Source organism: Blastocatellia bacterium (genome assembly GCA_035275065.1).
Taxonomy (GTDB): domain Bacteria; phylum Acidobacteriota; class Blastocatellia; order UBA7656; family UBA7656; genus DATENM01.
This window is the reverse complement of the sequence record DATENM010000136.1, coordinates 1-23,511: the sequence shown is the minus strand read 5'-3', so window position 1 is coordinate 23,511 and position 23,511 is coordinate 1. Positions and strand designations below refer to the sequence as shown.

Genomic DNA, 23,511 nt, shown 5'->3' with positions numbered 1-23,511 from the left:
TACACCCGATTGCAATCCCCTCTAAAACGCGCGCCTGACCGCGCTGCCGACGCGCTTGAGCCCGCTGCCGATCTTCCTTCCGAGCCAGAGAAACGCTTTCCCGCCGCCTTTGCCGAAATGTTTAACGCCGCTGGTGAAGTGCTCGCCGACCAGCGCCATCTCGTGGCCGCCTTTGCGCCATTGATCGCCAATTGTATTCGAGCTTACAGTCGGCGGGCGAGCCGTCGGTGTATCGGGCGGGCGGCGCAGAGGCGTAGCCAGCGAGCCCTGGCGCAGTGGCGCAGCGGTTCCCACAGGCCGCGGCTCCTGCCGGCGCGCATCAACATTTGGCCGCGAGCCGGGCGGACGATGAATCGCTGGCGGCTCGCCTCGGACGGCTTGCGCGCTGGAGGTCGAGGCAGGTGGAGCGGGCCGAGAAGGCTCAGGGCCTGGCACGGATGGCGTTGCTTCGGGGCCAGGCTCGGCACCGATGGCCGGTTCCGCAGCCGGGGAGCTATCGGGCTGATCCGCCGCGGCGCGGGAATCGTCAGGTGACGGCTCAGTCGCGGCAATCGGCGGCGGCGCCTGCAACGTCTCTGCGGGCCGCATACGCAGCCAGATTGCGACGGCAATGCCGGCAAGCACGATAAGCAGCGCCGCCACATAATACTTAAAATTGCTGCGCGGCTGTGGCGGCGCTGGCGTGTCGCGCCGTGCCAGCGCGGCGCTCTGTGTGTAAGGCTCAAGGGCAAGCTCGGCAGAGCGCGCTTGAGTAACGACCGGCGATGGCGTCGCTTCTTCGCCGCGGCCTCGGTCAAGAGTGACCGGCGGCGGCTCGGCCTCGGGCGCTGCTTCGGGGGCTGCAATTTCAAGCGGCTCTGCTTCAGGCGTTGCAATTTCAACGGGCACCGGCGCGACATCGCTGACTGCGGCTTTGCTCTCAAGAAGCCTCTGGACCACCTCGACCAGCTCGCTTGAAGTAAAGGGTTGGCTCAGGTAGACGGTCGCTCCGGCTCTTGAAGCGATCTTGCGATTGATGGCGTCGAAATGGTTATCGAGAAGCACCACCGGCACGGACTGGAGCGGCGGCTCCTGCCTGACATACTGGCAAAGCGCATAGCCATCCTTGCCGGGCAGCGCAATCTCGGCGACCAGCACGTCGGGCGGCAGCGTCTTCAGCAGATTGAAGGCGGTCGTGCCGTCGTCGGCGCTCATGTTTTGAATCCGCGCGGCATTCAGCGCCTCGGTGGCCGCGCGCCGAAGCTGCGGATCGGCAATGGCAAGCAAAACTCGGCTCGACATAATGAACGTCTTCGATCTCTGGGGAGGGCGTGTAAAAGGTGGGTTGATCGCCGGCAAGCGTCTAACAGAAGATTTTAGGTCGCCGCAGTTAAAACCACAAGCCCGCCCCTGACGCCGCATGAAAGGCCCGCGATGGGAACGCCGCTTGACTAATTTTTGCTTGAACCTTATTCTTTAATCAAACGTTTGATTAATTCGAGGTAAGCATGGCAAGACTGAAGACCGACGACCCGGAGGCGCGAGCGAAGATACTGGCGGCGGCAGAGACACTGTTTGCCGAACACGGCTTCGCCGGCGTCGGCGTCCGCCAGATCGCCGCGGCGGCGGGCGTCAATGGCGCGATGATTCATTACTATTTCGGCAACAAAGAAAACCTCTATGTCGCGGTCATCGAGAATGCTGCCGCGACTGTGCGCAGCCTGATCGCCGGAGCCATCGAGAGCGCGACGTCGCTCGAAGAACGGCTGACGCGCTTCGTGAAAGCCTATGCCGGCTACCTCTTCGACCACCCGCACCTGGCGCGCATCCTGTCGCGCGAGATGCTATCAGGCGGCAAATACTTTATGCAGATATTCCCGAAGTACGCCCCGACCAATTACGGCATGCTGCGCGAAGCGATGGCCGAAGGCGTGCGCCGCGGCGAGTTGCGGGCGATTGATGTTGATCTTGCGCCCGTCAGCCTGATCGGCATGATCGTGGTGTTTCAGTTGCTCCGCCCGATTGTCGCGCTCGGGCTTGGCAAGCTGCAATACGACGAGCGCTTCATCGAGCGGCTGGCGGCGCACACCATCGATCTTTTCTTAAACGGCGCGGCCGGCACGGATCAACCGTCCGCCGGCCAGCGCGCCCGTCAAGCGACGGCGACGCGCCGCCGAAAGGGGCAACGATGATGACAAGCAGATTCCGCAAAACATTGTTGGTTGGCCTGCTGGCGTTCGTGGCCGTTGGCGCGGCGGCAACCGTGAAGTATTTCACCAGCCGCGCCGCTACCGACCGCCTGGTGCTTTCCGGAAACATCGAGGCCGACGAGATTCACATTGGCTCGAAGATCGGCGGGCGCATCCGTGAAGTGCTGGTGCGCGAAGGTCAAGAGGTCAAGCAGGGTGAGCCGCTGATCCGCTTCGAGGCTTATGACCTGAGCGCCCGGCGCGCCGACGCCGAGGCCGCCGTCGCTCAAGCCGACGCCAATTATCAAAAGTTGCAGAACGGCTTTCGCCCCGAAGAAGTCGCGCAGGCCAAGGCGCAGGCCGAGGCCGCATGGATGACGCTCGAAGAAGCGCGCAACGGCCCGCGCCGCCAGGAGATTGGCGCGGCGCGCGCTCAACTGGAATCGGCCAACGCCGATTACGACGTCGCCCGCGCGACGCTGGCGCGCGTCGAAAAACTGGTGCGCGACGGCATTCAATCCAAGCAGGATTACGATAACGCCCGTGCGGCGTTTGACCGCGCCAGCGGCCAGCGCGAAGCCGCCAGACAAAGACTCGATATGCTGCTCGCCGGGACGCGCAGCGAAGAGGTCAAGCGCGCCGAGCGCCAATACAACGAAGCTGCTGCTCAGTATCAAATGACCCGGCGCGGCTCGCGCAAAGAAGACGTCGCCGCCGCCCACGCGCAACTGGAACGCGCCCGCGCCGCGCTCGAACAGATCAACACGCAGCTCGGCGAGCTTGAAGTCCGCGCGCCTGCCGACGCCTTCGTCGAAGTGCTGCGCGTGCGGCCCGGCGATTTGATCAACCCGAACGCGCCGGTCGCCACGCTCGTCGAGCTGAACCGCCTGTGGGTGCGTGTCTACATGCCTGAGCCGGAGCTGGGCTATGCGCAGCTCGGCAAAGAGGTGACGGTTAAAGTTGACACCTACAAGAACGAAGCCTTCAAAGGGACGATTGAGCACATCGCCAGCCGCGGCGAGTTCACGCCGCGCAACGTGCAGACACGCAGCGAGCGCGAGCATCAGGTCTTTGCCCTGCGCGTCCGCGTTGATAACAGCTCGCACCTGCTGCGCGCCGGCATGGCCGCCGACGTGAGCATAATGAAATGAGAAGTCAGGAGTCAGAAGTCAGGAGTCAGAATGAATTTAGAAGGTGCAGCAAGTGTACTCACGGCCGCCGACTTCCTTTTTCATTCTGACTTCTGACTCCTGACTCCTGACTCCTGATGTTTATGGATACAGCAATCGAAATTCACGGGCTGACGAAACGCTTCGGCAACTTCACCGCCGTCAACGGGGTGAGCTTTGCCGTCGCCGGCGGCGAGATATTCGGCTTCCTCGGCCCCAATGGGTCGGGCAAGTCAACGATCATCCGCATGCTCTGCGGGCTGATTACGCCGACTGCCGGGACAGCGACCGTTGCCGGCTTCAACATCCTCAAACAGATCGATCAGGTTCGCCAGAGCATCGGTTATATGTCGCAGCAGTTCAGCCTCTACACCGACCTGACGGTGTGGGAGAACATCAATTTTTACGCGCACGTCTATGGCCTGAAAGGCGAGCGATTGAAGGCGCGCCGCGACGCGGTCATCGAGCTGACGCACATCAGCCGCTTCACAGAGCGTCGCGCCGGGATGCTCTCAGGCGGCTGGAAGCAGCGGTTGGCGCTCGCCTGTGCGCTGGTTCACGAACCGCAGATCATCTTTCTGGACGAGCCGACCGCCGGCATTGACCCGGTGGCGCGGCGCGAGCTGTGGGATCTGTTCTTTCAGCTTTCGGGCCAGGGCATCACGCTGTTTGTGACGACGCACTACATGGACGAAGCCGAGCGCTGCGCCCGCGTCGGTTATATCTACAACTCGCGACTGATTACCTATGGCGCGCCTGACACGCTCAAGCAGATGGCCGAAGTGACGCCGCCCGACCTGAAGTGGGCCGAAGTCAGTTGCCCGAACACTACGGTGGCGCTGGCCGAGCTGAAGCGCGTCGATTACGTCCACAGCGCGACGATCTTCGGGCAATCGATTCACCTGTTGATGAATAACGATGTGCCGATTGAGCGATTGAAAGCAACGCTGGCAGGCATCGGCATCACCGATGTCGAAGCGACACCGGCGCGGCCTTCGCTCGAAGACGTTTTCGTGACCCTGACCCGTCGCCACGCGGGCAACGGGAGCTGAGAGGCGAGCGATGTTCAAAGGATTCAGCTCGATCTTCTACAAAGAGATCATTCAGATCAGCCGCGACCCGGTGACGCTGGTGCTGATGCTGATCGTCCCGATGTTCCAGTTGACGGTCTTCGGGTATGCCATCAACACCGACGTCCGCAATATCAAGACGGTGGTTTACAACCTCGACGTCGGCCAGCCGTCGCGCGACCTGATCGCCGCGTTTGAAAACACCGACTACTTCATGATTACCGAGCACGTCAGCTCTGACGACGCCTTGAACCACGCCATCGTCACCGGGCGCGCCAAGGTCGGCATCAAGATTCCGCCCGATTACTCCGACCGCTTGCTGAACGACCAACAGGCGACCGTGCTGGTCTTGATTGACGGGTCGGATTCGAGCATCGCCTCGCAGAGTCTTCAGGTTTCGACTTCGGTCGGGATGTCACAATCGATCCTCAGGCTGAGCAGCACGCTCAGCCCCGCGGGGCTGCCGGTTGACGTGCGCCCGAAGATGCTGTTCAACCCCGATATGCGCTCGGCCAATTTCATGGTGCCGGGCCTGGTGGCGGTGATTCTGCAAATCATTACGACGATGCTGACCGCCTTCTCAATCGTCCGCGAGCGCGAGCGCGGCACGCTCGAACAACTGCTGGTGACGCCCGTCCGCCCGTTCGGCCTAATGCTGGGCAAGCTGGTGCCTTACGGGCTGATCGGTATCTTTGAAACGCTGACGGTGCTGGCGGTGATGCGCATCATCTTCGACGTGCCGATCAATGGCTCGCTGCTGTTGCTTATCGGGCTGTCGGTGATCTTCTTGTTTACGGCGCTGGCCATCGGCCTGCTGATTTCGACGAGGGCGCAGAATCAGATGCAGGCGCTACAACTGGCGTGGTTGATTATGCTGCCATCGGTATTGCTGTCGGGTTTCATGTTTCCGCGCGATTCGATGCCGGTCGCCATGCAGGCGGTCGGTTTTGTCGTGCCGGCGACGCACTTCATGGAGATCATCCGCGGCATCGTGCTGCGTGGCGCGACGTTTATGGATTTACTGCCAGAGGTCATCACGCTCGCGGCGATGGGGGTGGTGCTGCTGATCTTGAGCGCCGTGCAGTTCCACAAGAAGCTTGCATGAAGCAGGGATAAAAAAGTGTGGGCGCTGCGGCGGCCCTTGCCGTCACAACGCCCAGTGAGTAATGGAGGAGGATTCACCCCAAGCGACAACGCTTAGTAGGGCAACCCGCAAGCGCGATGATCAGGCGCATTTAAGTTCACCGCGCTGCGGTTGCTTGGTTCACTCACACTCCTTATAACGCGACACCGGCGGGTTGGTTTCAAAAAAACATCAGAGCAAATTCGCGGCGGGCGGCGCCAAAAAAATTAATGGGGCGCCCGCGTGAGCGCCCCATTTTCCCAAGGAGAAGGATATTCTGTTCTGAGCCTGGTTCCTTATCTCGGTCGAAGAAATGCTTGTAACATCCCGCCCGGCCTGCTTCAGGATCACTGCTCAGTTGCTTAAACGTCCGTGCGCGGAATTTGTTCCCACCTGCCGGCGCACGGCTGCACCGGTTGTCGCGGCGGGCCGGCTTCTCTAAATCGAGACAACTTTTTACAACCCGGCGAATCAGGCGCGGCGGCGACGGGGTCGGCGGCGGGCGGGCGCGGCGAGCTTATCCAGCCACTTGATCGCCTCTTGATAGCGCTCGAACTTCAGCTCGTCGGCGCGGAACTGGCGCGAATGATACACGGTGCGGTCGGCGAGACGACGCGGCGGGTGCTTGGCGTGCAGCATCTCGTGGTAGAGGACATATTCGACGACAAAGCGCGGGATGCGGGCTTCGTCGAGCGTTCGGCTGATGATGATGGCGCCATGCAGGTGATCGTGATGGCCGAGCACGCGATGGGTTTTCTGCTGGCTCCACGAGAGCCGCGGCTTTGCGAGCTGGCCGCCGAAGTAGCGCGCATTCAGGCTGTCGAATAACTCGTCGAGGTCATACGTCTGGCCGAGCGGCGAGGTCGTCAGCTTGTATCCGCGTGTGCGCCGCGTCGCGTCCGTGGCGTTGAGGATCGCCGGCTGGCGCGCGTACTCGCGATAGGTGCGCTCATGCTCGGCGGCGGCCTTGCGGCGATAGAGTTTGGCTACAAGAATGCTGGCCAGCGCGTACAGCACTTCGCGCGGCGAATGCTTGAGGATGTCCGAGATGCGCGCGTAAACCCGCCCCTGGCGCAGGCGTATGGTTGAAGAGAGGCCGGCGTAGGGATAGAAGCTCGCTTCGACCGCCGGGCGCGCTTTGTCCCCGACCAGCTCGCGCAAGGCTTCGTCAAAGATGGCGTCGAGGTCCGCCCCTGTCGCCTCAACGGCGTCGAAATCGAAATACAATTGTTCGCGATCTTGCATGAGCCGTCGTCAGCAGTCAGTTGCCAGTTGCCAGTTAGGAGATGTTTGGGACGACTGCTGGCAACTGACTACTGGCTACTTCTTCGCCGGGCGGTCGTCCGGTTCGAGATAGCGTTCGCGGAATTTCAGGTCGAGCTGTTTGTTATCCGGCGTGCCGTCGCCATCAAGGTCCACCTCGACTTTGATCTTGCGCTCTTTGCCTTCGCGCCGCGTATTGGTCGGCGCATAGCCGACGTTATACTGCGTCCGCAGCATCGCCGAAATGCTCTGCATAATGGCCGGCAATTCGCTCTCGAAGGTCATCGGGAAGTAAGCGCCGCCCGACATCGTGGCAAACGTCTTCAAAGCGTTCTGCGCCTGCAAGAAGCTCAGCCGCCAGTCCGGTCCCAGGCGGTCGCCATACTTCTTATCGAAGAGGTGGCCGGTGTGGACGCTGAATACGGGCACGCCGGCGCGGGCGACGATCTTTAGCGCCTTGTCATAAGTGATCCGGCTGAAAGTGTCCATGCCGAGCGTGATTAAAATCACCGCCGTGTGGCCTTCGACCTCCGACAAGCCGTTATACTCTGACGGGCCGTTCTCTTCGTCATAAAGCTGGATCGCCTTGCCGCCTAGGAGCGCGAACGACAGCGCGTCCCAGAGGTTGGTCTCGCGGAAGTTCAGCATGTCGCGATAGCCGGACACCACCGCCTGGCGCAGCCGGTTGCGGTCGTCGGTGAAGTCGGTGACGACTTTCGGCTTCATGGCAAAAGTGACGAGCGCGATCTGATCCTCTTTTTTGACGAAGCCGTCAACAAAGATGGCCGCCGCCTGAAAAATCTCCTGCGCAAAGGTGGGATCAAAATAGTTACTGATAAAGTGATTGCCGCGATTATTTTCGAGCAACAGCACGGCGGTCATCGGCCCTTCGCCGTTGCGAAAGTTGGTGATCTCCTGCTTAACGCCGTCTTCATAGATGGTGAAATTCTTCTGCGTGAGATTGCTATAGATGCGGCCCGATTTCTTATCGATGACGGTGACGTCAACGTTGACGACCTGGGTGCCGATCTTGATCACCTGCTCGTCCTTGCCGATCTTGTTGGGCATGGGCGGCGCCGGCTCTTGCGGCTCCGACGGTTTGCCTTTTTGCTCGTCAACTTTTTTTTCGACCTTCTTCTTCTCCGGCTGGCGTCCGCTCTGCGCCTCGACGCCGTGGCCGGGCCAGGCAGAAACGGCGACCAACCCGGCGAGCAACACGGCAATCGCCGGCGGTCGCAAGAATGCAAATGACTTCATACATCCTCCGTATCTGTAGTGAGTGGCACGCCTCAAAGAGAGATTGGGCTGGAACCTGTGAAGCGAATGCCTACTTCTATCTTAGCAGAGAGCCTCGGACGGTGGGAAGGAGTGACGGATGGCCGTTACTGCTGAAAGAAGCGGCTGCGCCGGAAGACGCGGTCATCGAAGTAGCCGCGCAGCAGCTCGATGCGGTCGCCATTATCGCCGACAATCACCGTGACCACGTCGTAGCGATAGGCTTCCATCGCGACATTCATCAGTTGGCGATAACGGCGGGCGGCGCGGGCAATCTGCCGCTGCTTGCGCAGGTCAACGGCCCGCTCAGGCGCGGCGAACTCGCCCGAGCTGCGCGTCTTGACTTCGATGAAGCAGAGCGTTTCTCGGTCGTAAGCGATAAGGTCAATCTCGGCGGTGAGCTTCTGCCCGGAGAGCGCCCGCCCCAGCGGCACGCGGAAATTGGTCGCGACGATTTCGTAGCCCTGATTACGTTTCAGGTAATCGAGCGCCGCCGCTTCGCCGCGCTCGCCCAGCTCAAGATGTGCGGCGCGCGGCGCGTGCCGGTCATCGGGCCATAGATTTTTTAATGCGCCGAACATCTTGCCTCCCGCGAGCTTCGCCGCCAAGTTGCGGCCCGATTATACACCTCACAGGCCGACGCCGGAACCATTCAGTCGCCGCGGTTGACAGCCCCCGCGGGCATTGCATATAGTGCAGGCTCAGCCGATCAATCCACCATCAGGAGATGCCAATGAGCGCGCAGGAAAAGCTCTCTTTCATCAACGATCCCAACCTCAAAATCTTGATCAGCGAAGACGAGTTGCGGGCGCGCGTGCGCGCGATGGGCGAGCAGATCACGCGCGATTATACGGGCAAGAACCTGCACCTGCTGGGCGTGCTCAAAGGCGCGTGCGTGTTTCTCTCCGACCTGATGCGAGCCATTGATCTGCCGGTTTCGCTCGACTTCATCGGCATATCGAGCTACGGCGCGGCGACCAAATCGTCGGGCGAGGTGCGCATTACCAAAGACCTCGACGTCAGTTTGGCGGGCAAAGACGTGCTGGTCGTCGAAGACATCATCGATACCGGTTTGACGCTCAACTACATGGTCAACATCTTCAAGTCGCGCGAAGTCAACAGCCTGGCCATCGCCGCGCTGCTCGACAAGCCCGAGCGCCACCAGATCAGCATTGACGCGCGTTACATCGGCTTCACGATTCCCAATGAGTTCGTCGTCGGTTATGGCCTGGACGTCGGCGAGCTTTATCGCAACCTGCCTTTCATCGCCGTGCCGCAAGACCCCGACAATCTGGTGAAGAAATAAACCGCGGCGGGAGCAGAGGCGCGCAGGCGCTTCGTCCAGCTTTTCCCATGCCGGGCACGCCTTAATGCCCCGCCCTGCGCGCCCCCACTGCCGACGCGGCCCTCGTTACCCGTCTACCAATCAGCGAGCAGCTTGATGGCGATGACCGCCAGCATCCAATGTGTCGCCGCGTAGAGCAGCAGCACGTGGCGCGCGTTCTTCTCCATCGCCATCTGTCGCAGCTTGTAGAGCAGGTCATAGGTGAGCTTGAGAAAGTGATCGCGCCAGTCATGGCCGAGGTACTGATTGAACGCCGCCGCCTGCGGCGTGATCGAATCCACCAGCGACGTGTCGCCTTTTTCGACGGCGGGCCGCTCGCGGCAGCGCCCCAGCCCTTCGCGCATCAGGCGGCGGGCTTCGCGGCTGCGCCGCCACATGAAGCGCAGCCAGAAGCACAGGTAGCCGAGCCACAGCCAGTGACAGACCCACAGCACGGCTTTCCAGATGGCTTGAAAAATCGCCGTGATTGTTTTCACGATGGCGCTGACGGCATCGCCGAGCGGCTTGAAGGCGACCTGCATGACTTTGTTAAACAGCAGAAGCGCACGGCGAGCGCGTGACGGGCGCGGCTTCGGCTTCGGCGGCAGCGCCCAGCCCGGCCCGCCGTTGACGGTGCGCGTCGCCGGCTCCCAGCCACGGGTGCCGAGCGGATAGCGATAGCCGGGATACGCCCGCTTGACGTCCTGGTAATTCACCATCCGGCTGCCGGCAAAGCCGCCACGGTCGTAAATCGACCGCCAGTAGTTGTTGTAAGACGCCAGCCGGTCGTGACAGACGGCGGCGGTGTAGAGCGCATCGCGCGCCGCCCGCGTGTTCGGGTAGCGGTTGACCACGTCGAGATAGATCGGCAGGGCGCTCGACGCCGCATCATGCTTCTGCATGTAATCAAATAGCAGCCGCGATTCGTCAGCGCGACGGAAGCCGCCGCCGCTGTCGAGATCGTAGAGATGATACTGGCGCATGCCATTCCACGCCGGGTTGTAGAACAGCAAATCACCCTGATACTGATAGCTGGCAAGCTGATAGAGCGCCTCGGCCTTTGCTTCGTCGCCCTGCGCCAGATTCACCTGCTGTTCGAGCCGTTCAAGATCATTAGCCGTGTGCAGGTCTTGCTCGATCCATTCGGGGCGAACGCCGCGGATACGCTCATCCCAGTTCAGGCTCTTTACGGGGTCTGACGATGGCTCGGAATAAGAGCCGGGGTAGTAGTGGCTATAGCCATTATCAGCGCCGCGACCGATTGAGTGAATCACCATCAGCGTCTGGCGCGCGTCGTTCCAGCGGCGGTCGCGCAGGTAGCGGACGCCGAGCGCGTATTGCAATTCGTCACTGTGCGGTTGCGTCGGGTGATTCTTGATGAACGCCGCGAGCTGATCGGTCGGCATCAGCACGTCAACGAAGTAAGCCACGTCGAGCCGGTAATCGAGCGCCAGGTATTGTTCGAGCGCGCCGTCGAGATCATTCATATCTTCGGCGACCATCGCCAGGTTGCGCCGCGCTCCTTCGGTGTAGCGGTTGTTCGGATTTTCGGCGACCAGTTGCGTGAGCGCGCTGCGCGCTTCTTTCAGCCGCTTCAGGTGATAGAGCGCGACGGCTTCGACCCACAACGCCTCTGCGCGAATGTTCGCCTGCGCGCCGCCGCTCAAAGCCTGATGCGCCAGCCGCGCCGCTTCGGCATCATCATCCAGCTCAAGGCTGGCTTGAGCGAGACGCAAGACAAAGCCGCTGCCGACCGCGCCGCTGCCATAACGCTTCATCATCCGCGAGGCGAAGGCGACGATGCGCTTCAGCTCGTCGGCATTATTCTTATACCGCTGCTCTTGTTCCCCGGCGCTACTGCCTGCGCCGATGCCGTACCCTGAGAGTGGTTCGAGCGCGATGTTATAGACGTTGTGATAGGCGTAGGCGAGCGCCGCGGCGGGCTCGCCTTCGATGAGCTTTTCGACGCGCGCCATGTCGGTCTCGCTGGCTTGATAGCGAGCGATGCCGAGCGAAAAGACGGCTTCGATGCGGCTGGCTTCGTCGCGCGCGGCGAGCATTCGATAGTATTCAGCCAACGCCGCGGCGCGGTCGCCGAGCTGGCGATAGATGTAAGCGATCCACCCCTGCGCGTCGGCAGTCAGGCGGCCATGCGGATAATCGTGAATGACGCGGCGAAACCCAGCCTGCGCATCACGCATCAGCTTTGGACAATCGCCATCACAAGGGGCAAATGAATCCATAACTTTGGCGCGCGGGGCAATCTTGAGCGTCGCCAGTGCCGCCATGTAAAGTGCTGCCTCGCGCTTTTCGCTATGTGGATAGCGTGCGGCAAATGCCTTGAATTTCGCAATGCCCGCTTCTGCGTCTGCTGAATAATCAATCACCGCCCATAAGTAAGCAACATTGTCCGCCAGGTGAACATCTTCTGCTGCTTCTGCATGCAGCTTAACGACGGGTTGACCATCATCGACTAATGTGCGGGCTCGCAGATAACAGCGAACGCTATCTTCGCTTGCGCCCTGGTCGAGCGCCGCCAGCGCGTCGAGCTTATCGAACGCCGCGTTGCGCCGATGGCGAAAATCTTTCGGCTCGCTATAACCGGTCTCGCGCAAACGGGCGGTGCGTTGCAAGTATTCCTGTAGCTTCCGGCGCACGGTGGCGAGATCCTCGCTTTGTTCGGCTCTAAGCGATTCGTCCCAGAGAACATCGATCCCCTTCGTTTCACGCTCGCCCTCTTCGTAATTCTCGCCCTTGTCGTATTCGGCGCTCCACGAAAACAGCTTGTTGTCGGCGTCACCGCTATGGCTCAAGCGCGGCAAGCGCCCGAACTCTTTGGCCGAGCGGAAGGCATTGAACCGCACCGAATGATCCGTGCCCGGCCAGCTACAGCCGAGCGCTGCCGCCGCGATGGCACACACAATCAGCGCCGCCAGGAACCACGCCCGCCCGCCGCGGCTGAATCGTTTGCCGAGCCTCTTTTTGTTTTGCCCGATGCGCTGCGCTCGATTCATGATGTGCGCCCTCGTTTGATGAGAAGGGTTCGGCGCTCAGAGACTTCGCGCCCGTCGTCCATAGAAACGGTGAAGCGGACTTCGATGGCGGGCGGCAATGAAGCTAGCTGTAGCACGGCGCCGACGCGATCACCCGGCGACCATGAAGTCAATTCCAGCTTCACCGCATTGGCGCGGCGCAGGCTGCAATTCCTCACCCCTATATCCGCGCCATCGCCCGCGCCGCAGAGCAGCGATGTCGAATTAAAGCCGCGCAGACTGAGTTGCCGCAGGCTGCCCGCCGGCAGTTGCACCATCAAGCTGGCCGCGCCTGCGCCGAGCCGCGCTCGCGTCGCGCCGTCGTTGACCAGACTGAGCGTGACGGTTGCTGCGCCCGCCTTGTCCGTACTTGTAGCCTCGATCACAAACGAGCTGGCCGCATGCGGGCCGTTGAGCGCGCCGGCGATTTCGGCCACGGACAGGGCGGTCGGGTCGCCGCTCTCAGGCAAGCGAAAGACGCAGATGCCTAGCAACTGCTCGCCCGCCCGCTCGCGCACCGCCCGCCCGCAGGCAGCCAGCGCCGCGGCGCTCGGCACGTCGAGCATCAGCCATTCGCCGGCGCGGATCAGCAGGTGGTCAAGCTGCGCGTCTGCGGTGGCGCGATAGACGTAGCGCCACTCGCTGGCCGGCGCTTCGCCTGTGCGGGCGGGCTCGAACGGGCAACGCTCGATCAGTTGCAACTCGCGGCAGGCGGCGACCAGCGCCGGGTCGAGATCGCCAACGACCGCCCGCCGCTCGCCGCCCGCGGCGCAGTGAATCGCATACCCGTAAGCGGCAAGCCCCGCGTAAAACGGGCGGTTGAAGCTGGCCGCGCGGCTGACCTCGCGGGCCACTGCTTGCGGCGAAGCGATGGCGATTGGCTCGTCAAGGCGTGAGGGAATCCGCGCGCCGTAGAGTTGAGGAATCCAGAAGTCCACTGCCGCAAGCGCGCTGCCCAGGTCAGCCGACGCCATCCAGGTCGGCAGGCCGGTGATCGATAGCCGCGTGCCTTCGGGCAATCGCTGACGCAGCGCGTTGAGCAATGCAGCATACCGAGCAAGCAGTCGCGTCGGCACGTCGAAATCTAACTGCACGCCGGCGATGTCTGCCGCATCAGCCGTGGCCCTTTGCGTGTCGTCTTTGTAAGAGGCGGCCACTTGATTGGCAAGCGCCGCCGTGTCGAGCTTCTCGAACGACGCCAGCAACGCCGGTGTCGCGTTGTAGACCAGATGGATTTCGACCGCAGCGGGATAGCGGCCCGCCGTCGTGTGGATGCAGCGCAGATGGCCGTCGCCGTAATCGATCTGCCCTGCGCGCAGGAAGAGGGTTCGCGCGCCGGTCTGCGCGACGGCCCGCTCAATGTCAGCTTGATTCGGCAACCGCGACCGCCAGGCCCAGAAGGCGACAGGGACTTCGCCCACCGGCCAGGCGCGCGGCGACGCCGCGTTGAAGCGCACGACGCCGACCGCTGCCGCAGCCGCCAGCATCACCAGAGCCGGCATGCCGCGCCAGCGTCTGTCGCGCGCCCGAACAACTTGCTGCTGGATGAAATCGCCGATCTTCATAGAGGCGATTATCGCGCCGCTCGCATCACACGGAACCGCGCGCCGCAACAGCGGGCGCAAGGTGACCGCCTTAGTCACGGGCAGGGCTGGCCCGCCGCGCGCGACTGTGGCTAACCACATTGACCAACGGCGCGCACCCGACTAGCATCGAAGTCGCGGACATTACATATCATCCATCGAAAGCGAGACCCTTGATGAAGGCGAAACCCATGCGCTTGACACCCGGCCTGCCGCGCGCCGCGCTGTTGCTGGTGGCCGTCGCTTTGCTCTTTCGCTTGCCGATGAGCGTCCATGCCTGCGCGTGCTGCGCCGAAGAGGGCGAGTGGGACGAGGGCAAGATGAAGATTGAAGAATCCTTGCTGACGGAGATCAATCGTCTGAAGCCCTCGGCAAAAGCGTCGCTCGTCACGACCGCCGCCTTCCCCGAAGGCGTCAATGGCATCGCCGGCATCAACGAAGCCACGGATACGAGCTTTAATGTGGCGCTGTCGCGCAGCGGACGGCAATGGACGCTGGCGCTGACCGACGCGAAAGGCGGGCGCGGCGCGCTGGTCTTCTCAGTGCCGCCGGCCGCGACCTTCTTGAACGCAGACATTCACGATGGCCTGAAAGGCGGCGGCGGCGGCCCGCTGCTCTACAAAGAGCTGCGACTGGAAGGCAAAGCCTGGGGCAATGGCATCTTCGCCAAAGGCATCACTGCCGATACGAAATTCCGGCTGGTGCTGCAAGGCCGGGGCAACCATTGCCCGGCGGCTGAAGACTTCAAAGGCTGGAACCTGCGCGTCAGCGGGGCGAAGGCCGATTATACTTTTTACGGCTCCTTCGCGCCGCCGGCGAAACCGTAAAGCGAGCGACGCAATGGCAATCCTGATCGCCGAAGACAACCTGGCGCAACGGCGTTACCTGCGCGAGCTGCTGGAGCGCGAATTCACCACCCACGCCCCGGTTATCGAAGCCGGCGACGGCGAGCAGACCATCGAGATGGCGCTCGCGCACCGCCCGCATCTCTGCGTGATGGACATCCAGATGCCCAAGCTGTCGGGCGTCAAAGCGGCGCGCGCCATCTGGCGCGGCTTCCCGCAAGCGCGCATCATCTTCTGGACACAGTTCCCGCACGAGATTTACATCAACGAGATTCGCCGCATCATCAAGACGGTCGAGCCGCCGCCGGCCTACGGCTTCATCGATAAGAACAACCCCGAGTCGCGCTTTCTGCGCTTCGTCGCCGCCGTGCTCGAAGACGGCGCGGACATGATCGACCCGGCGTTCAAGGATTCGTTCAAGCGCCCGCTGCTTACGGAGTTCGAAGCCGAGGCGCTCTATTACCTGGCGCTCGGGCTGTCGAATTGGGCCATCGCCCGCAAGTGCAGCTTGAGCCTGCGCGGCGTCGAGAGCCGGCTGGCGACGCTTTATGAAAAGCTCTTCGCCGCCTCGCCCGAAGGCACGATGAACGAGACCTATGACCGGCTCGCTTACAACGTGCGGACGCGGGCTTTCTTTGAAGCGTTGCGGCGCGGCCTGCTCAACAGCGACGAGTTGCAAAAGGCCGCCGACGAGCTGGACAGGTGGATCAACCGCGACCGCAAGCACTTCATTGATGAGCAGAAGGGGCGCGGGCGTTAACGTCAAAGCCTTTCATCCTCCACAACAGTGAAGCAGGTTAAACACAGAGGCACGGAGGCACGGAGGCACGGAGCGTTCTCGGTGTCTCCGTGCCTCCGTGCCTCTGTGTTTTGTCTTTTGATCGTGCTCGCCTTGCTTGCTGCCGATCCGCTGATGATCCGCGCGGCGAACGGCTCGCCGGCCAGCCTGCACCAGTGGGGCGCGGTGACGTTGTTTCATGGCTTGCCTTCCGATCACGTGCGCGCCATCGCGCAGGACAGCGAAGGCGTGATGTGGTTCGCTACCGATGGCGGGCTGGCCAGGTATGACGGTCGTCGCGTGCAGAAAGTCAGCGACGACGCACTGCCGTCGGAGCGCATCCGTGCCTTAAGCTTCGACTTCGATGGCCGCCTGTGGATCGGCACGGACGCGGGCGCGGCGGTTCTTGCCGATAACCAGTTCAAGCGCGTTCCGCAGACCGAATCGCAAGCGATCACGGCCATCGCTGCTCCCGGCGGCGGGCGCGCATTTATGACCGGCGAGCGAGGCGAGATATTTGATTGCCGGCTACTCGGCAACGGCAGCTTTGCCGTTAGCGCCATCACGCCGGCGGACACGCCATTGCTCTCGACAGATGCGAACGGCCACGCGCCGCTGCCGATCACCAGCATGGCGGCTTTCGACAATGCGCTAGTCGTCGGCACGCGCGGTCGCGGCCTGCTCAGGGTTCAAACCGACCGCAATGACGCGCCGATTGTCCAGGAGATTCTCAGCCGCCCGCGCGCTTTCTATGTCGAAGCGGTCGCCTTCGACGCGAGCCATCAATTGTGGTTCGGCTCACAAACGACTGCCGCCGACAGCGGCCTCTATGCGAGCGGCGACTTGCGCCATCCAGAAAAAGTCAGCGCCGGGTTGGGCACGGTGACGGCGCTATGCTTTGACCGGCGCGGCGACCTGTGGGCAGGGACCGATGGGCAGGGCGCGGCGCGCTTTCACGATGGCCGGCGGCTCGAACGCTTCACCTTTGCCAGCACGGCGGGCGGCCTGCGCTCGGATCATGTCTATGCGGTCTTCGTTGACCGCGAAAGCGTTGTCTGGTTCGGCACAGACCGTGGCATCTGCCGCTATGACCCGCACGGCCCGCGCGTCGAACAGATTTCCGAAGACCGCGAGAGCAACTTTGCGCGCACCTTGTTTCGCGCCAGCAGCGGCGAGATGTGGTGCGGCACGAATCGCGGCCTGTTCGCGCACACGGCGGAAGGCTGGGAAGCCAACCCGTCGCTCGCGGGTACTGCGATTCACGCGATCAACGAAGACGCCGGCGGGCGCTTGCTGGTCGGCACGGCGGCGGGGCTGTTCATCGAATCCTCGTCACAAGACCATTCGCCGCCGAGCCGTTCACCTCTCACAACCGCCTTTGCGCGCTTTGACGAGAGCAGCGACAGCGTGCGGGCGATCCAGCGTTTTCGCGGCGCGCTCTACGTCGCCAGTTTCGGGCGCGGCCTTGAGCGGCTGGAAGCCAACAGCCGCGCCCGAGTATGGCCCGCGGATACGGGCGACGCCAGCCTGCGTCAAGTCGTCAGCCTCTATGCCGAAGGCGACCGGCGCTTGTGGATCGGCACGGCGACGGCGGGCGTCTTCGTCTTCGACGGCGCAAGCACCAGAGCCGCCGATGGGCTCGACGGGTTGCGCGGCGCGGCGGTGTGGGCAATAGACGGCGCGCCGGATAGGGTGCTGTGGGTGGCGACGGCTCGCGGCCTCTTCGCTTTGCGTGATGGCAAGCTAACGGCGCTCATCAACGACACGGATGCGCGCGGCGTCGTTGCCACAGCGCCGAACCTCGCGTGGTGCGCGACCGCGGATAAAGGTCTCTATCGCGTCTTGCTCGATGATGCGGCGGGCGTCATCACCGGCCGGCGCGATGTCGAGCAGGGTTTGCCGTCCGAGCAGGTCTTTGCCATCCTCGCGCCGCGCGATCAACCGACCGTCTGGGTAGGCACGAATCGCGGACTGGCGCGCTTCGAGCCGAACACCGTAGCGCCGCTCGTCTTCCCGGCCCGCGTGCTCGGCAAGCGGCTGTTTAGCAATGAAGAAGTGCGCGCAGGGCTCAGCCTCGAATACCCGCAGAACAGCCTGGCGATTGATATGGCGGCCTCAAGCAGTCGCAGTTTCCCTGAACAGTTTCAGTATGCCTTCGCGGTCGTGGATGACGCGGGCCGCGCGCTTCGCCAGAAGCTGTCGCGTGATTCGCAACTACTGCTCGAAGGCTTGCGGGCCGGGCGCTATCGCGTTGAGGCGCGCGCCTTCACCAACGACTTGATGGCCTCGGAGCCGTTCGTAATCGAATTCACCGTGACCCGCGCGCCGTTCCCGTGGGCATCGGCGGCGCTGGCGTTTTTGCTGTTGCTGGCGCTGGTCGCCGTGGGCTGGGGTTATCGTCAGAATCGCCGTATGCGGCGCACCAACACGGCGCTCGAATCTACCAACCTGCAACTGGCTGAAACCCGCTTGCAGATTGCCAACGAAACTGAAGCCGAGCGCCGCCGCATCGCCCGCGACCTGCACGATCAGACGCTTGCGGACTTGCGGCGGCTGCTGATGATGAGCGATCAGTTGCCTGCAAACGGCCACGCGACGGCCGAGCCTTTGCGCTTCCGGCAAGAGATCGAAAACCTTTCGGGCGAGATCCGTCGCATCTGCGAAGACCTGAGCCCTTCGGCGCTCGCCAACGTCGGACTGGCGGCGGCGCTGGAGTGGGCCTTAACCAACGGCGTCGCGCAGTTGCCCGACGAGCAGAAGTTCGCCTACGAGTTTCAGTGCGAAGACGGGCTTGATGACAAGCACCACCTGAAGAGCGCTGTGCAGATTCAAATCTTTCGCATCGTTCAGGAAGCCGTCAACAACGTCTGCCGCCACGCCGCCGCCACCCGCGTCAGCTTGCGCGCGAGCATTGATGCGGGCGGCGCGCTGTTGATCGAGCTTGCCGACGATGGCCACGGCTTTGATGCGAGTCAGACGAATGGCAGGCGCGGGCGCGGGCTGGCGAACATCGGCTCGCGCGCCAGCTTGATCGATGCCGAGGTCAGCTGGACGCCGCGCGCCGAAGGCGGCACATGCTTCACGCTGCGCAAAGCCATTCCGCGCGCTGCGGTTTCTTGAATATCAAGTCAGGGCTATTCAGTCCTGCAAGTCAAGAATGAGAATTAAACACAGAGGCACAGAGACACGGAGGCACAGAGAAGACTCAGTGTGTCCTCTGTGTCTTCTCTGTGTCTCTGTGTCTCTGTGTTTAAATTCCCCATCCCGAATTGAATGACCTTGTGTTCTATTTCCTAGCCTTCAACGCAACCGTTATAATCCTCTTTTCAAGCAAGCCGGAGGAAAGCAATGACACAGCCGCTGGTTGGCATCATCATGGGCTCGACATCCGACTGGGAGACCATGACGCACGCCGCCGAAACGCTCGAATCACTCGGTGTGCCGTTTGAAGTCCGCGTCGTCAGCGCGCACCGCACCCCCGATCTGCTTTTCGAGTACGCCTCGACCGCTGAAGGGCGCGGCCTCGAAGTCATCATCGCGGGAGCCGGCGGCGCGGCTCACCTGCCCGGCATGGCCGCCGCCAAAACGGCGCTGCCGGTGCTCGGCGTGCCCGTCGAATCGAAAGCACTCAAGGGAATGGACTCTCTGTTATCCATCGTACAAATGCCCGCGGGCATCCCTGTCGGCACGCTGGCCATCGGTCGCGCCGGCGCGGTCAATGCGGCGCTGCTGGCGACGGCGATGCTCGGCAACAAACACCCGCAATTCCGTCAGGCCCTGAAAGCTTACCGCGAGCGGCAGACGGAGACGGTTCTGGGTCGGCCTGATCCGAGGGAGGCGTGATGCAGGTCGGCATCCTCGGCGGCGGACAACTGGGACGCATGCTGGCGCTCGCCGGCTATCCGCTCGGATTGCGCTTTCGCACCCTCGACCTGTCCCCGGAAGCGCCCGCCGGTCACGTCTCGGAGCTAATGGCCGCAGACTTCAACGACACCGACGCGCTCAAGCGTTTCGCCCGCGGCCTCGACGTCGTGACCTATGAATTCGAGAATGTGCCCGTAGACACTGCACGCTACTTGAGCCGCCGCGTTTCGGTCTTCCCGCCGCCCGAAGCTCTGGAAGCGGCGCAGGATCGGCTGACCGAGAAACGTTTCTTCGAGGGCCTCGGCATCCCGACGCCGCCGTTTGTCGCCGTAGACACCTGGGACGATTTAAAGAGCGCGCTCGGCGACATGGGATTGCCGGCGGTGCTGAAGACGCGGCGCTTCGGCTATGACGGCAAAGGCCAGGTGGTGATTCGCAAGACCGAAGACGTGACGCAGGCATGGCAATCGCTGGGCGGCGTGCCGTTGATCCTTGAAGGCTTCGTCGCCTTCGAGCGCGAGGTGTCTATTCTGGCCGTGCGCAGCCGCGGCGGCGAGACGACGTTCTATCCTCTCGTCGAGAATCACCACCACGAAGGCATCCTGCGCCTGTCGCTCTGCCCGGCTCCCGGAGCCAGTTCCGCGCTTCAGGGCGAAGCCGAGGCGTTTGCCCGCCGCGCACTCGAAGCGTTAAACTATGTAGGCGTACTGGCGATTGAATTCTTTGAGCGCGACGGCCATCTGCTGGCGAACGAGATGGCGCCGCGCGTTCACAACTCCGGCCACTGGACGATTGAAGGCGCGGAGACGAGCCAGTTTGAAAATCACCTGCGCGCCATCCTCGGATGGCCGCTCGGGTCAACCGCGACGGTCGGCTATGCGGCGATGGTCAATTTAATCGGCACGCTTCCCGACCTGCGCAGCCTGCTAGTCATGGACAACCTGCATCTGCATCTCTACGGTAAAGCGCCGCGCCCGTATCGCAAGCTCGGACACATCACCCTGCGCACGGCAACCGCGGAAGCGCGCGACGCTGCGCTCGTGCGCCTTCGTCAACGGGTCAGCCAGTAGTCAACGGCTACCCGACTCTTCATCTTCGTTTGGCTTCGGACGCTTGAGCGAGCCAGGGCTTTCCTGTAACCGCGTTACTTTGCGCTTCGTCTTAAGGACTGTGGCAAAACTATGCAGCGGAACTTCATCATAAAGGATTAGAGGAAGGCTCCCGAAGGTAAAGGATTACGGTATGCCAGAGATTATCAGCAAGATCAGCGCAACCATCAAGCGCCGCAGAGTGCTGCTCGCCAGCGTCGCCCTGCTGGCTGCTGCCGGCGTCGCCGGCTTCCTGTTGTGGGGCAACAAGGCCGCCGCAAACGATTACATCACGGCGAAGGTTGATCGCGGCAACGTCGAAGTCTCGGTGTCTGCGACCGGCACGGTGCAGGCCGTAACGACCGTGCAGGTCGGCTCGCAAGTGTCGGGCACGGTGCAATGGCTCGGCGCCGATTTCAACTCGCAGGTCAAGCGCGGCCAGGTGATCGCCCGCCTCGACCCGGCCATCTTTCAGGCGCAGGTAGACAATGCGCGGGCCAACGTGCAGAACCAGCAGGCGGCCATCATTGGGGCGCAGACTGAGATCGTCAACCAGCAGGCCAACATCAAAGCCTCGCAGGCGAATGTCGAAGTCAACCGCGTGCAGCGCGACGACGCGCTGGCCGTGGTCAGACGCTATCAAGAGCTCAAGACGGTGATTCCCAGCCGCGACATCGAAGCCGCGCAGGCCACCGCCAACGCCGCCGCGGCGCGCTACGAGCAGGCGGTAGCGCAGCTCGGACAGGTGCAGGCGGGGCTGGCGCAATCGAAAGCTAAGCTCGACCAGGCCAAAGCGGGGCTCGCGCAGGCGCAGGCGCAACTGTCGCAACAGCAGGCGAACCTCGACCACTCGATCATCGCTTCGCCGATTGACGGCGTTGTCGTATCGCGCGCGGTTGACATCGGCCAGACGGTCGCTGCCAGTTTGCAAGCGCCGACGCTTTTTACCATCGCCAACGACCTGACGAAGATGCAGGTGCTGGCTTCGATTGACGAAGCCGATGTCGGCCAGATCAAGCAGGGCATCAAGGCGAACTTCGCTGTGGATGCCTTTCCCGGCGAGACCTTCACCGGCGAAATCACGCAACTGCGGCTGAACGCGCAGACGACACAAAACGTCGTCACTTACTCGGCGGTCATCGAAGTGGCGAATCCTGAATTGAAGCTGCGGCCCGGCATGACGGCCAACATCACGATCCCTGTGGCGCGGCGCGATAACGTCTTGACGGTGCCGAACGCGGCGCTGCGTTTCAAGCCGACGCTCTCGGAGAAAGAGCAGGAGGCGTTGCGGCAGAAGATGGAAGAGCGCCGCAATCAGCGCCAGGCCGAACGTCAGGGCGCAGAGTCGCAAGGCCAGCAACCGAACGCGCAAGGTCAACAGCCCGCGGCACAGGGGCAACAGCCGGCGGCGCAAGACCAGGCCGGTGGCGCGCAGGGCCAGCGGCGCGGTAGGCCAGGTGACGGTCAGAGCCAGCCGGCGCAAGGCGAAGGCAATCAGCCGGCGGCGGGCGCTGGCAGCGACGGCCAGCGGCGCGGCGGCCAGATGGTCTGGGTGATGGTCGGCGACAAGCAGATCGAGCCGCGCTTTGTGCGCACAGGCTTGACCAATGGCCGCATCACCGAAATCATTGCCGGCGATTTGAAAGAAGGCGAAACCATCGTCATCGGCCAGAACGATGCCAGCGGCAACCGCCCACAGCAAGGCGGCTCGCCCTTCCAGCAGCGTCCGGGCGGCGGCGGTGGTCGCGGAAGATAGCGGGATAGGAGGCAGGAGGCAGGAAGCAGTAGGCAGTAAGAAAAGCGATTGACGATAACGCCGCGCAATCTTCACGCTCCGGCGTACGCGAACTGCCTCCTGCCTCCTGGCTCCTGCTTCCTGCCTCCTGAAGATTTGGGAGATTCTATTGGACACGCAAGTGATTTTAGAGAGCGAGCGCGAGCTTGATTCGACGGCTAGCTCGCTGATCCAGCTCGATCACATCCACAAGATTTATCGCATGGGCGATGTCGAGATTCACGCGCTGCGCGGTATCAACTTGAGGATCGAGCGCGGCGATTTCGTCGCCATCATGGGGGCGTCGGGCTCGGGCAAATCAACCACCATGAACATCCTCGGCTGTCTCGACAAGCCGTCACGCGGCCATTACTTCCTCGACGGGCAGGACGTTTCAACGCTCTCGAAAGACGAGCTGGCCGACATTCGCAATCGCAAAATCGGCTTCGTCTTTCAAGGCTTCAACCTGCTGTCGCGCACCTCGGCGCTCGAAAACGTCGAGCTGCCGATGCTCTACCTCGGCCTGAAAACCGCGGAGCGTTTGAAGCGCGCCACCGAAGCGTTAGAGATCGTCGGCCTCAGCAATCGCATACACAACATGCCGAATCAACTGTCGGGCGGCCAGCAGCAGCGCGTCGCCATCGCCCGCTCGCTGGTCAATCATCCGGCGATCATCCTGGCCGACGAGCCGACCGGCAACCTCGATTCGACGACAGGGAAGCTGATCATGCAGCTGCTGCTCGACGTGCGCCGCACCCGGCAGACGACGATGATGCTGGTCACCCACGATGCCGACCTCGCCGCGCTCGCCGATTCGCGGCTGGTGCTGCGCGACGGACGGCCGGTGGAGGACGGCACGCGTGTCGCGGATGCCGCATCCCGGCCCGAGCACGACCCGCGCTCCGCTGCGGTCCCGCCGCGCCTGGAGCCGACGCGATGAACGCGCCGGCGCCGCCCTACGGCTCCGCGGGCCGCGGCTTCATCCTGCGCATGGCGCTGCGCGAGATCCGCTCGTCGTGGCAGCGCCTGTTGTTCTTCTTCGTCTGCATCGCCGTCGGCGTCGCCGCGATTGTCGCGCTCCGTTCCGTCATCCAGAGCGCCCGCGACGTCTTCACGACCGAAGCGAAGAATTTCATGACGGCCGACGTGTCGATC

19 protein-coding genes are annotated in these 23,511 nt (G+C 62.7%); 13 read left to right on the top strand and 6 right to left on the bottom strand.

Features of this window, described 5'->3' with window-relative positions; all coding sequences use genetic code 11:
• Window positions 1-21: 21 nt before the first annotated feature.
• The gene (locus tag VJ464_25465) at window positions 22-1,281 is read right to left on the bottom strand and encodes a response regulator (protein ID HKQ08495.1); all 1,260 of its coding nucleotides are present in this window, start codon (window positions 1,279-1,281) and stop codon (window positions 22-24) included.
• A 206-nt stretch (window positions 1,282-1,487) separates the two neighbouring features.
• On the opposite strand from VJ464_25465, the gene VJ464_25460 reads away from it, so the two are divergent.
• The 4 genes from VJ464_25460 to VJ464_25445 all read left to right on the top strand — a co-directional run bounded on the left by VJ464_25460 (window position 1,488) and on the right by VJ464_25445 (window position 5,512).
• Complete coding sequence (locus tag VJ464_25460) at window positions 1,488-2,171, top strand: CerR family C-terminal domain-containing protein (protein HKQ08494.1); 684 nt, start codon at window positions 1,488-1,490, stop codon at window positions 2,169-2,171.
• Window positions 2,168-3,319, top strand: coding sequence for an efflux RND transporter periplasmic adaptor subunit (locus VJ464_25455; protein HKQ08493.1), 1,152 nt, complete (start codon window positions 2,168-2,170; stop codon window positions 3,317-3,319). Before VJ464_25460 ends, VJ464_25455 begins: the two co-directional genes overlap by 4 nt.
• A gap of 122 nt (window positions 3,320-3,441) precedes the next feature.
• Window positions 3,442-4,389 (top strand): ABC transporter ATP-binding protein, encoded by a 948-nt coding sequence (locus tag VJ464_25450; protein HKQ08492.1) that lies wholly within the window; start codon window positions 3,442-3,444, stop codon window positions 4,387-4,389.
• Between the two features lie 10 nt (window positions 4,390-4,399).
• On the top strand, window positions 4,400-5,512 hold the full coding sequence (locus VJ464_25445) for an ABC transporter permease (GenBank protein ID HKQ08491.1): 1,113 nt from the start codon (window positions 4,400-4,402) through the stop codon (window positions 5,510-5,512).
• A gap of 489 nt (window positions 5,513-6,001) precedes the next feature.
• On the opposite strand, the gene VJ464_25440 is transcribed toward VJ464_25445, so the two are convergent.
• The 3 genes from VJ464_25440 to VJ464_25430 all read right to left on the bottom strand — a co-directional run bounded on the left by VJ464_25440 (window position 6,002) and on the right by VJ464_25430 (window position 8,649).
• Window positions 6,002-6,775: a M48 family peptidase gene (locus VJ464_25440; protein ID HKQ08490.1), complete on the bottom strand. Its 774-nt coding sequence runs from the start codon at window positions 6,773-6,775 to the stop codon at window positions 6,002-6,004.
• Window positions 6,776-6,850: 75 nt separating this feature from the next.
• Entirely contained in the window at window positions 6,851-8,050 is a 1,200-nt protein-coding gene (locus VJ464_25435; protein ID HKQ08489.1) for a VWA domain-containing protein, read from the bottom strand.
• Window positions 8,051-8,175: 125 nt separating this feature from the next.
• Complete coding sequence (locus tag VJ464_25430; GenBank protein ID HKQ08488.1) at window positions 8,176-8,649, bottom strand: YraN family protein; 474 nt, start codon at window positions 8,647-8,649, stop codon at window positions 8,176-8,178.
• 152 nt (window positions 8,650-8,801) lie between these two features.
• On the opposite strand from VJ464_25430, the gene hpt reads away from it, so the two are divergent.
• The gene (gene hpt, locus VJ464_25425) at window positions 8,802-9,374 is read left to right on the top strand and encodes a hypoxanthine phosphoribosyltransferase (protein ID HKQ08487.1); all 573 of its coding nucleotides are present in this window, start codon (window positions 8,802-8,804) and stop codon (window positions 9,372-9,374) included.
• A 113-nt stretch (window positions 9,375-9,487) separates the two neighbouring features.
• Here hpt and bamD read toward each other — a convergent pair whose 3' ends face one another.
• The gene (gene bamD / locus VJ464_25420; protein HKQ08486.1) at window positions 9,488-12,406 is read right to left on the bottom strand and encodes an outer membrane protein assembly factor BamD; all 2,919 of its coding nucleotides are present in this window, start codon (window positions 12,404-12,406) and stop codon (window positions 9,488-9,490) included.
• Window positions 12,403-14,109: a DUF3142 domain-containing protein gene (locus tag VJ464_25415; protein ID HKQ08485.1), complete on the bottom strand. Its 1,707-nt coding sequence runs from the start codon at window positions 14,107-14,109 to the stop codon at window positions 12,403-12,405. The genes bamD and VJ464_25415 overlap by 4 nt, the downstream gene beginning before the upstream one ends.
• Window positions 14,110-14,183: 74 nt before the next feature.
• On the opposite strand from VJ464_25415, the gene VJ464_25410 reads away from it, so the two are divergent.
• The 8 genes from VJ464_25410 to VJ464_25375 all read left to right on the top strand — a co-directional run.
• Window positions 14,184-14,834 carry a hypothetical protein gene (locus VJ464_25410; protein ID HKQ08484.1) on the top strand — a complete coding sequence of 217 codons (651 nt, stop codon included), beginning with the start codon at window positions 14,184-14,186 and terminating at the stop codon, window positions 14,832-14,834.
• A 13-nt stretch (window positions 14,835-14,847) separates the two neighbouring features.
• Window positions 14,848-15,612, top strand: coding sequence for a response regulator transcription factor (locus VJ464_25405; protein HKQ08483.1), 765 nt, complete (start codon window positions 14,848-14,850; stop codon window positions 15,610-15,612).
• Between the two features lie 105 nt (window positions 15,613-15,717).
• Window positions 15,718-18,750, top strand: coding sequence for a two-component regulator propeller domain-containing protein (locus VJ464_25400; GenBank protein ID HKQ08482.1), 3,033 nt, complete (start codon window positions 15,718-15,720; stop codon window positions 18,748-18,750).
• Window positions 18,751-18,978: 228 nt separating this feature from the next.
• Window positions 18,979-19,473: a 5-(carboxyamino)imidazole ribonucleotide mutase gene (gene purE, locus VJ464_25395; protein ID HKQ08481.1), complete on the top strand. Its 495-nt coding sequence runs from the start codon at window positions 18,979-18,981 to the stop codon at window positions 19,471-19,473.
• Window positions 19,473-20,564 carry a 5-(carboxyamino)imidazole ribonucleotide synthase gene (locus VJ464_25390; protein HKQ08480.1) on the top strand — a complete coding sequence of 364 codons (1,092 nt, stop codon included), beginning with the start codon at window positions 19,473-19,475 and terminating at the stop codon, window positions 20,562-20,564. The genes purE and VJ464_25390 overlap by 1 nt, the downstream gene beginning before the upstream one ends.
• A 172-nt stretch (window positions 20,565-20,736) precedes the next feature.
• The gene (locus VJ464_25385) at window positions 20,737-22,338 is read left to right on the top strand and encodes an efflux RND transporter periplasmic adaptor subunit (GenBank protein ID HKQ08479.1); all 1,602 of its coding nucleotides are present in this window, start codon (window positions 20,737-20,739) and stop codon (window positions 22,336-22,338) included.
• 241 nt (window positions 22,339-22,579) lie between these two features.
• Window positions 22,580-23,296: an ABC transporter ATP-binding protein gene (locus VJ464_25380; protein ID HKQ08478.1), complete on the top strand. Its 717-nt coding sequence runs from the start codon at window positions 22,580-22,582 to the stop codon at window positions 23,294-23,296.
• On the top strand, window positions 23,293-23,511 hold a 219-nt coding region (locus VJ464_25375; GenBank protein HKQ08477.1), incomplete at its 3' end, for a hypothetical protein. The genes VJ464_25380 and VJ464_25375, both read left to right, overlap by 4 nt.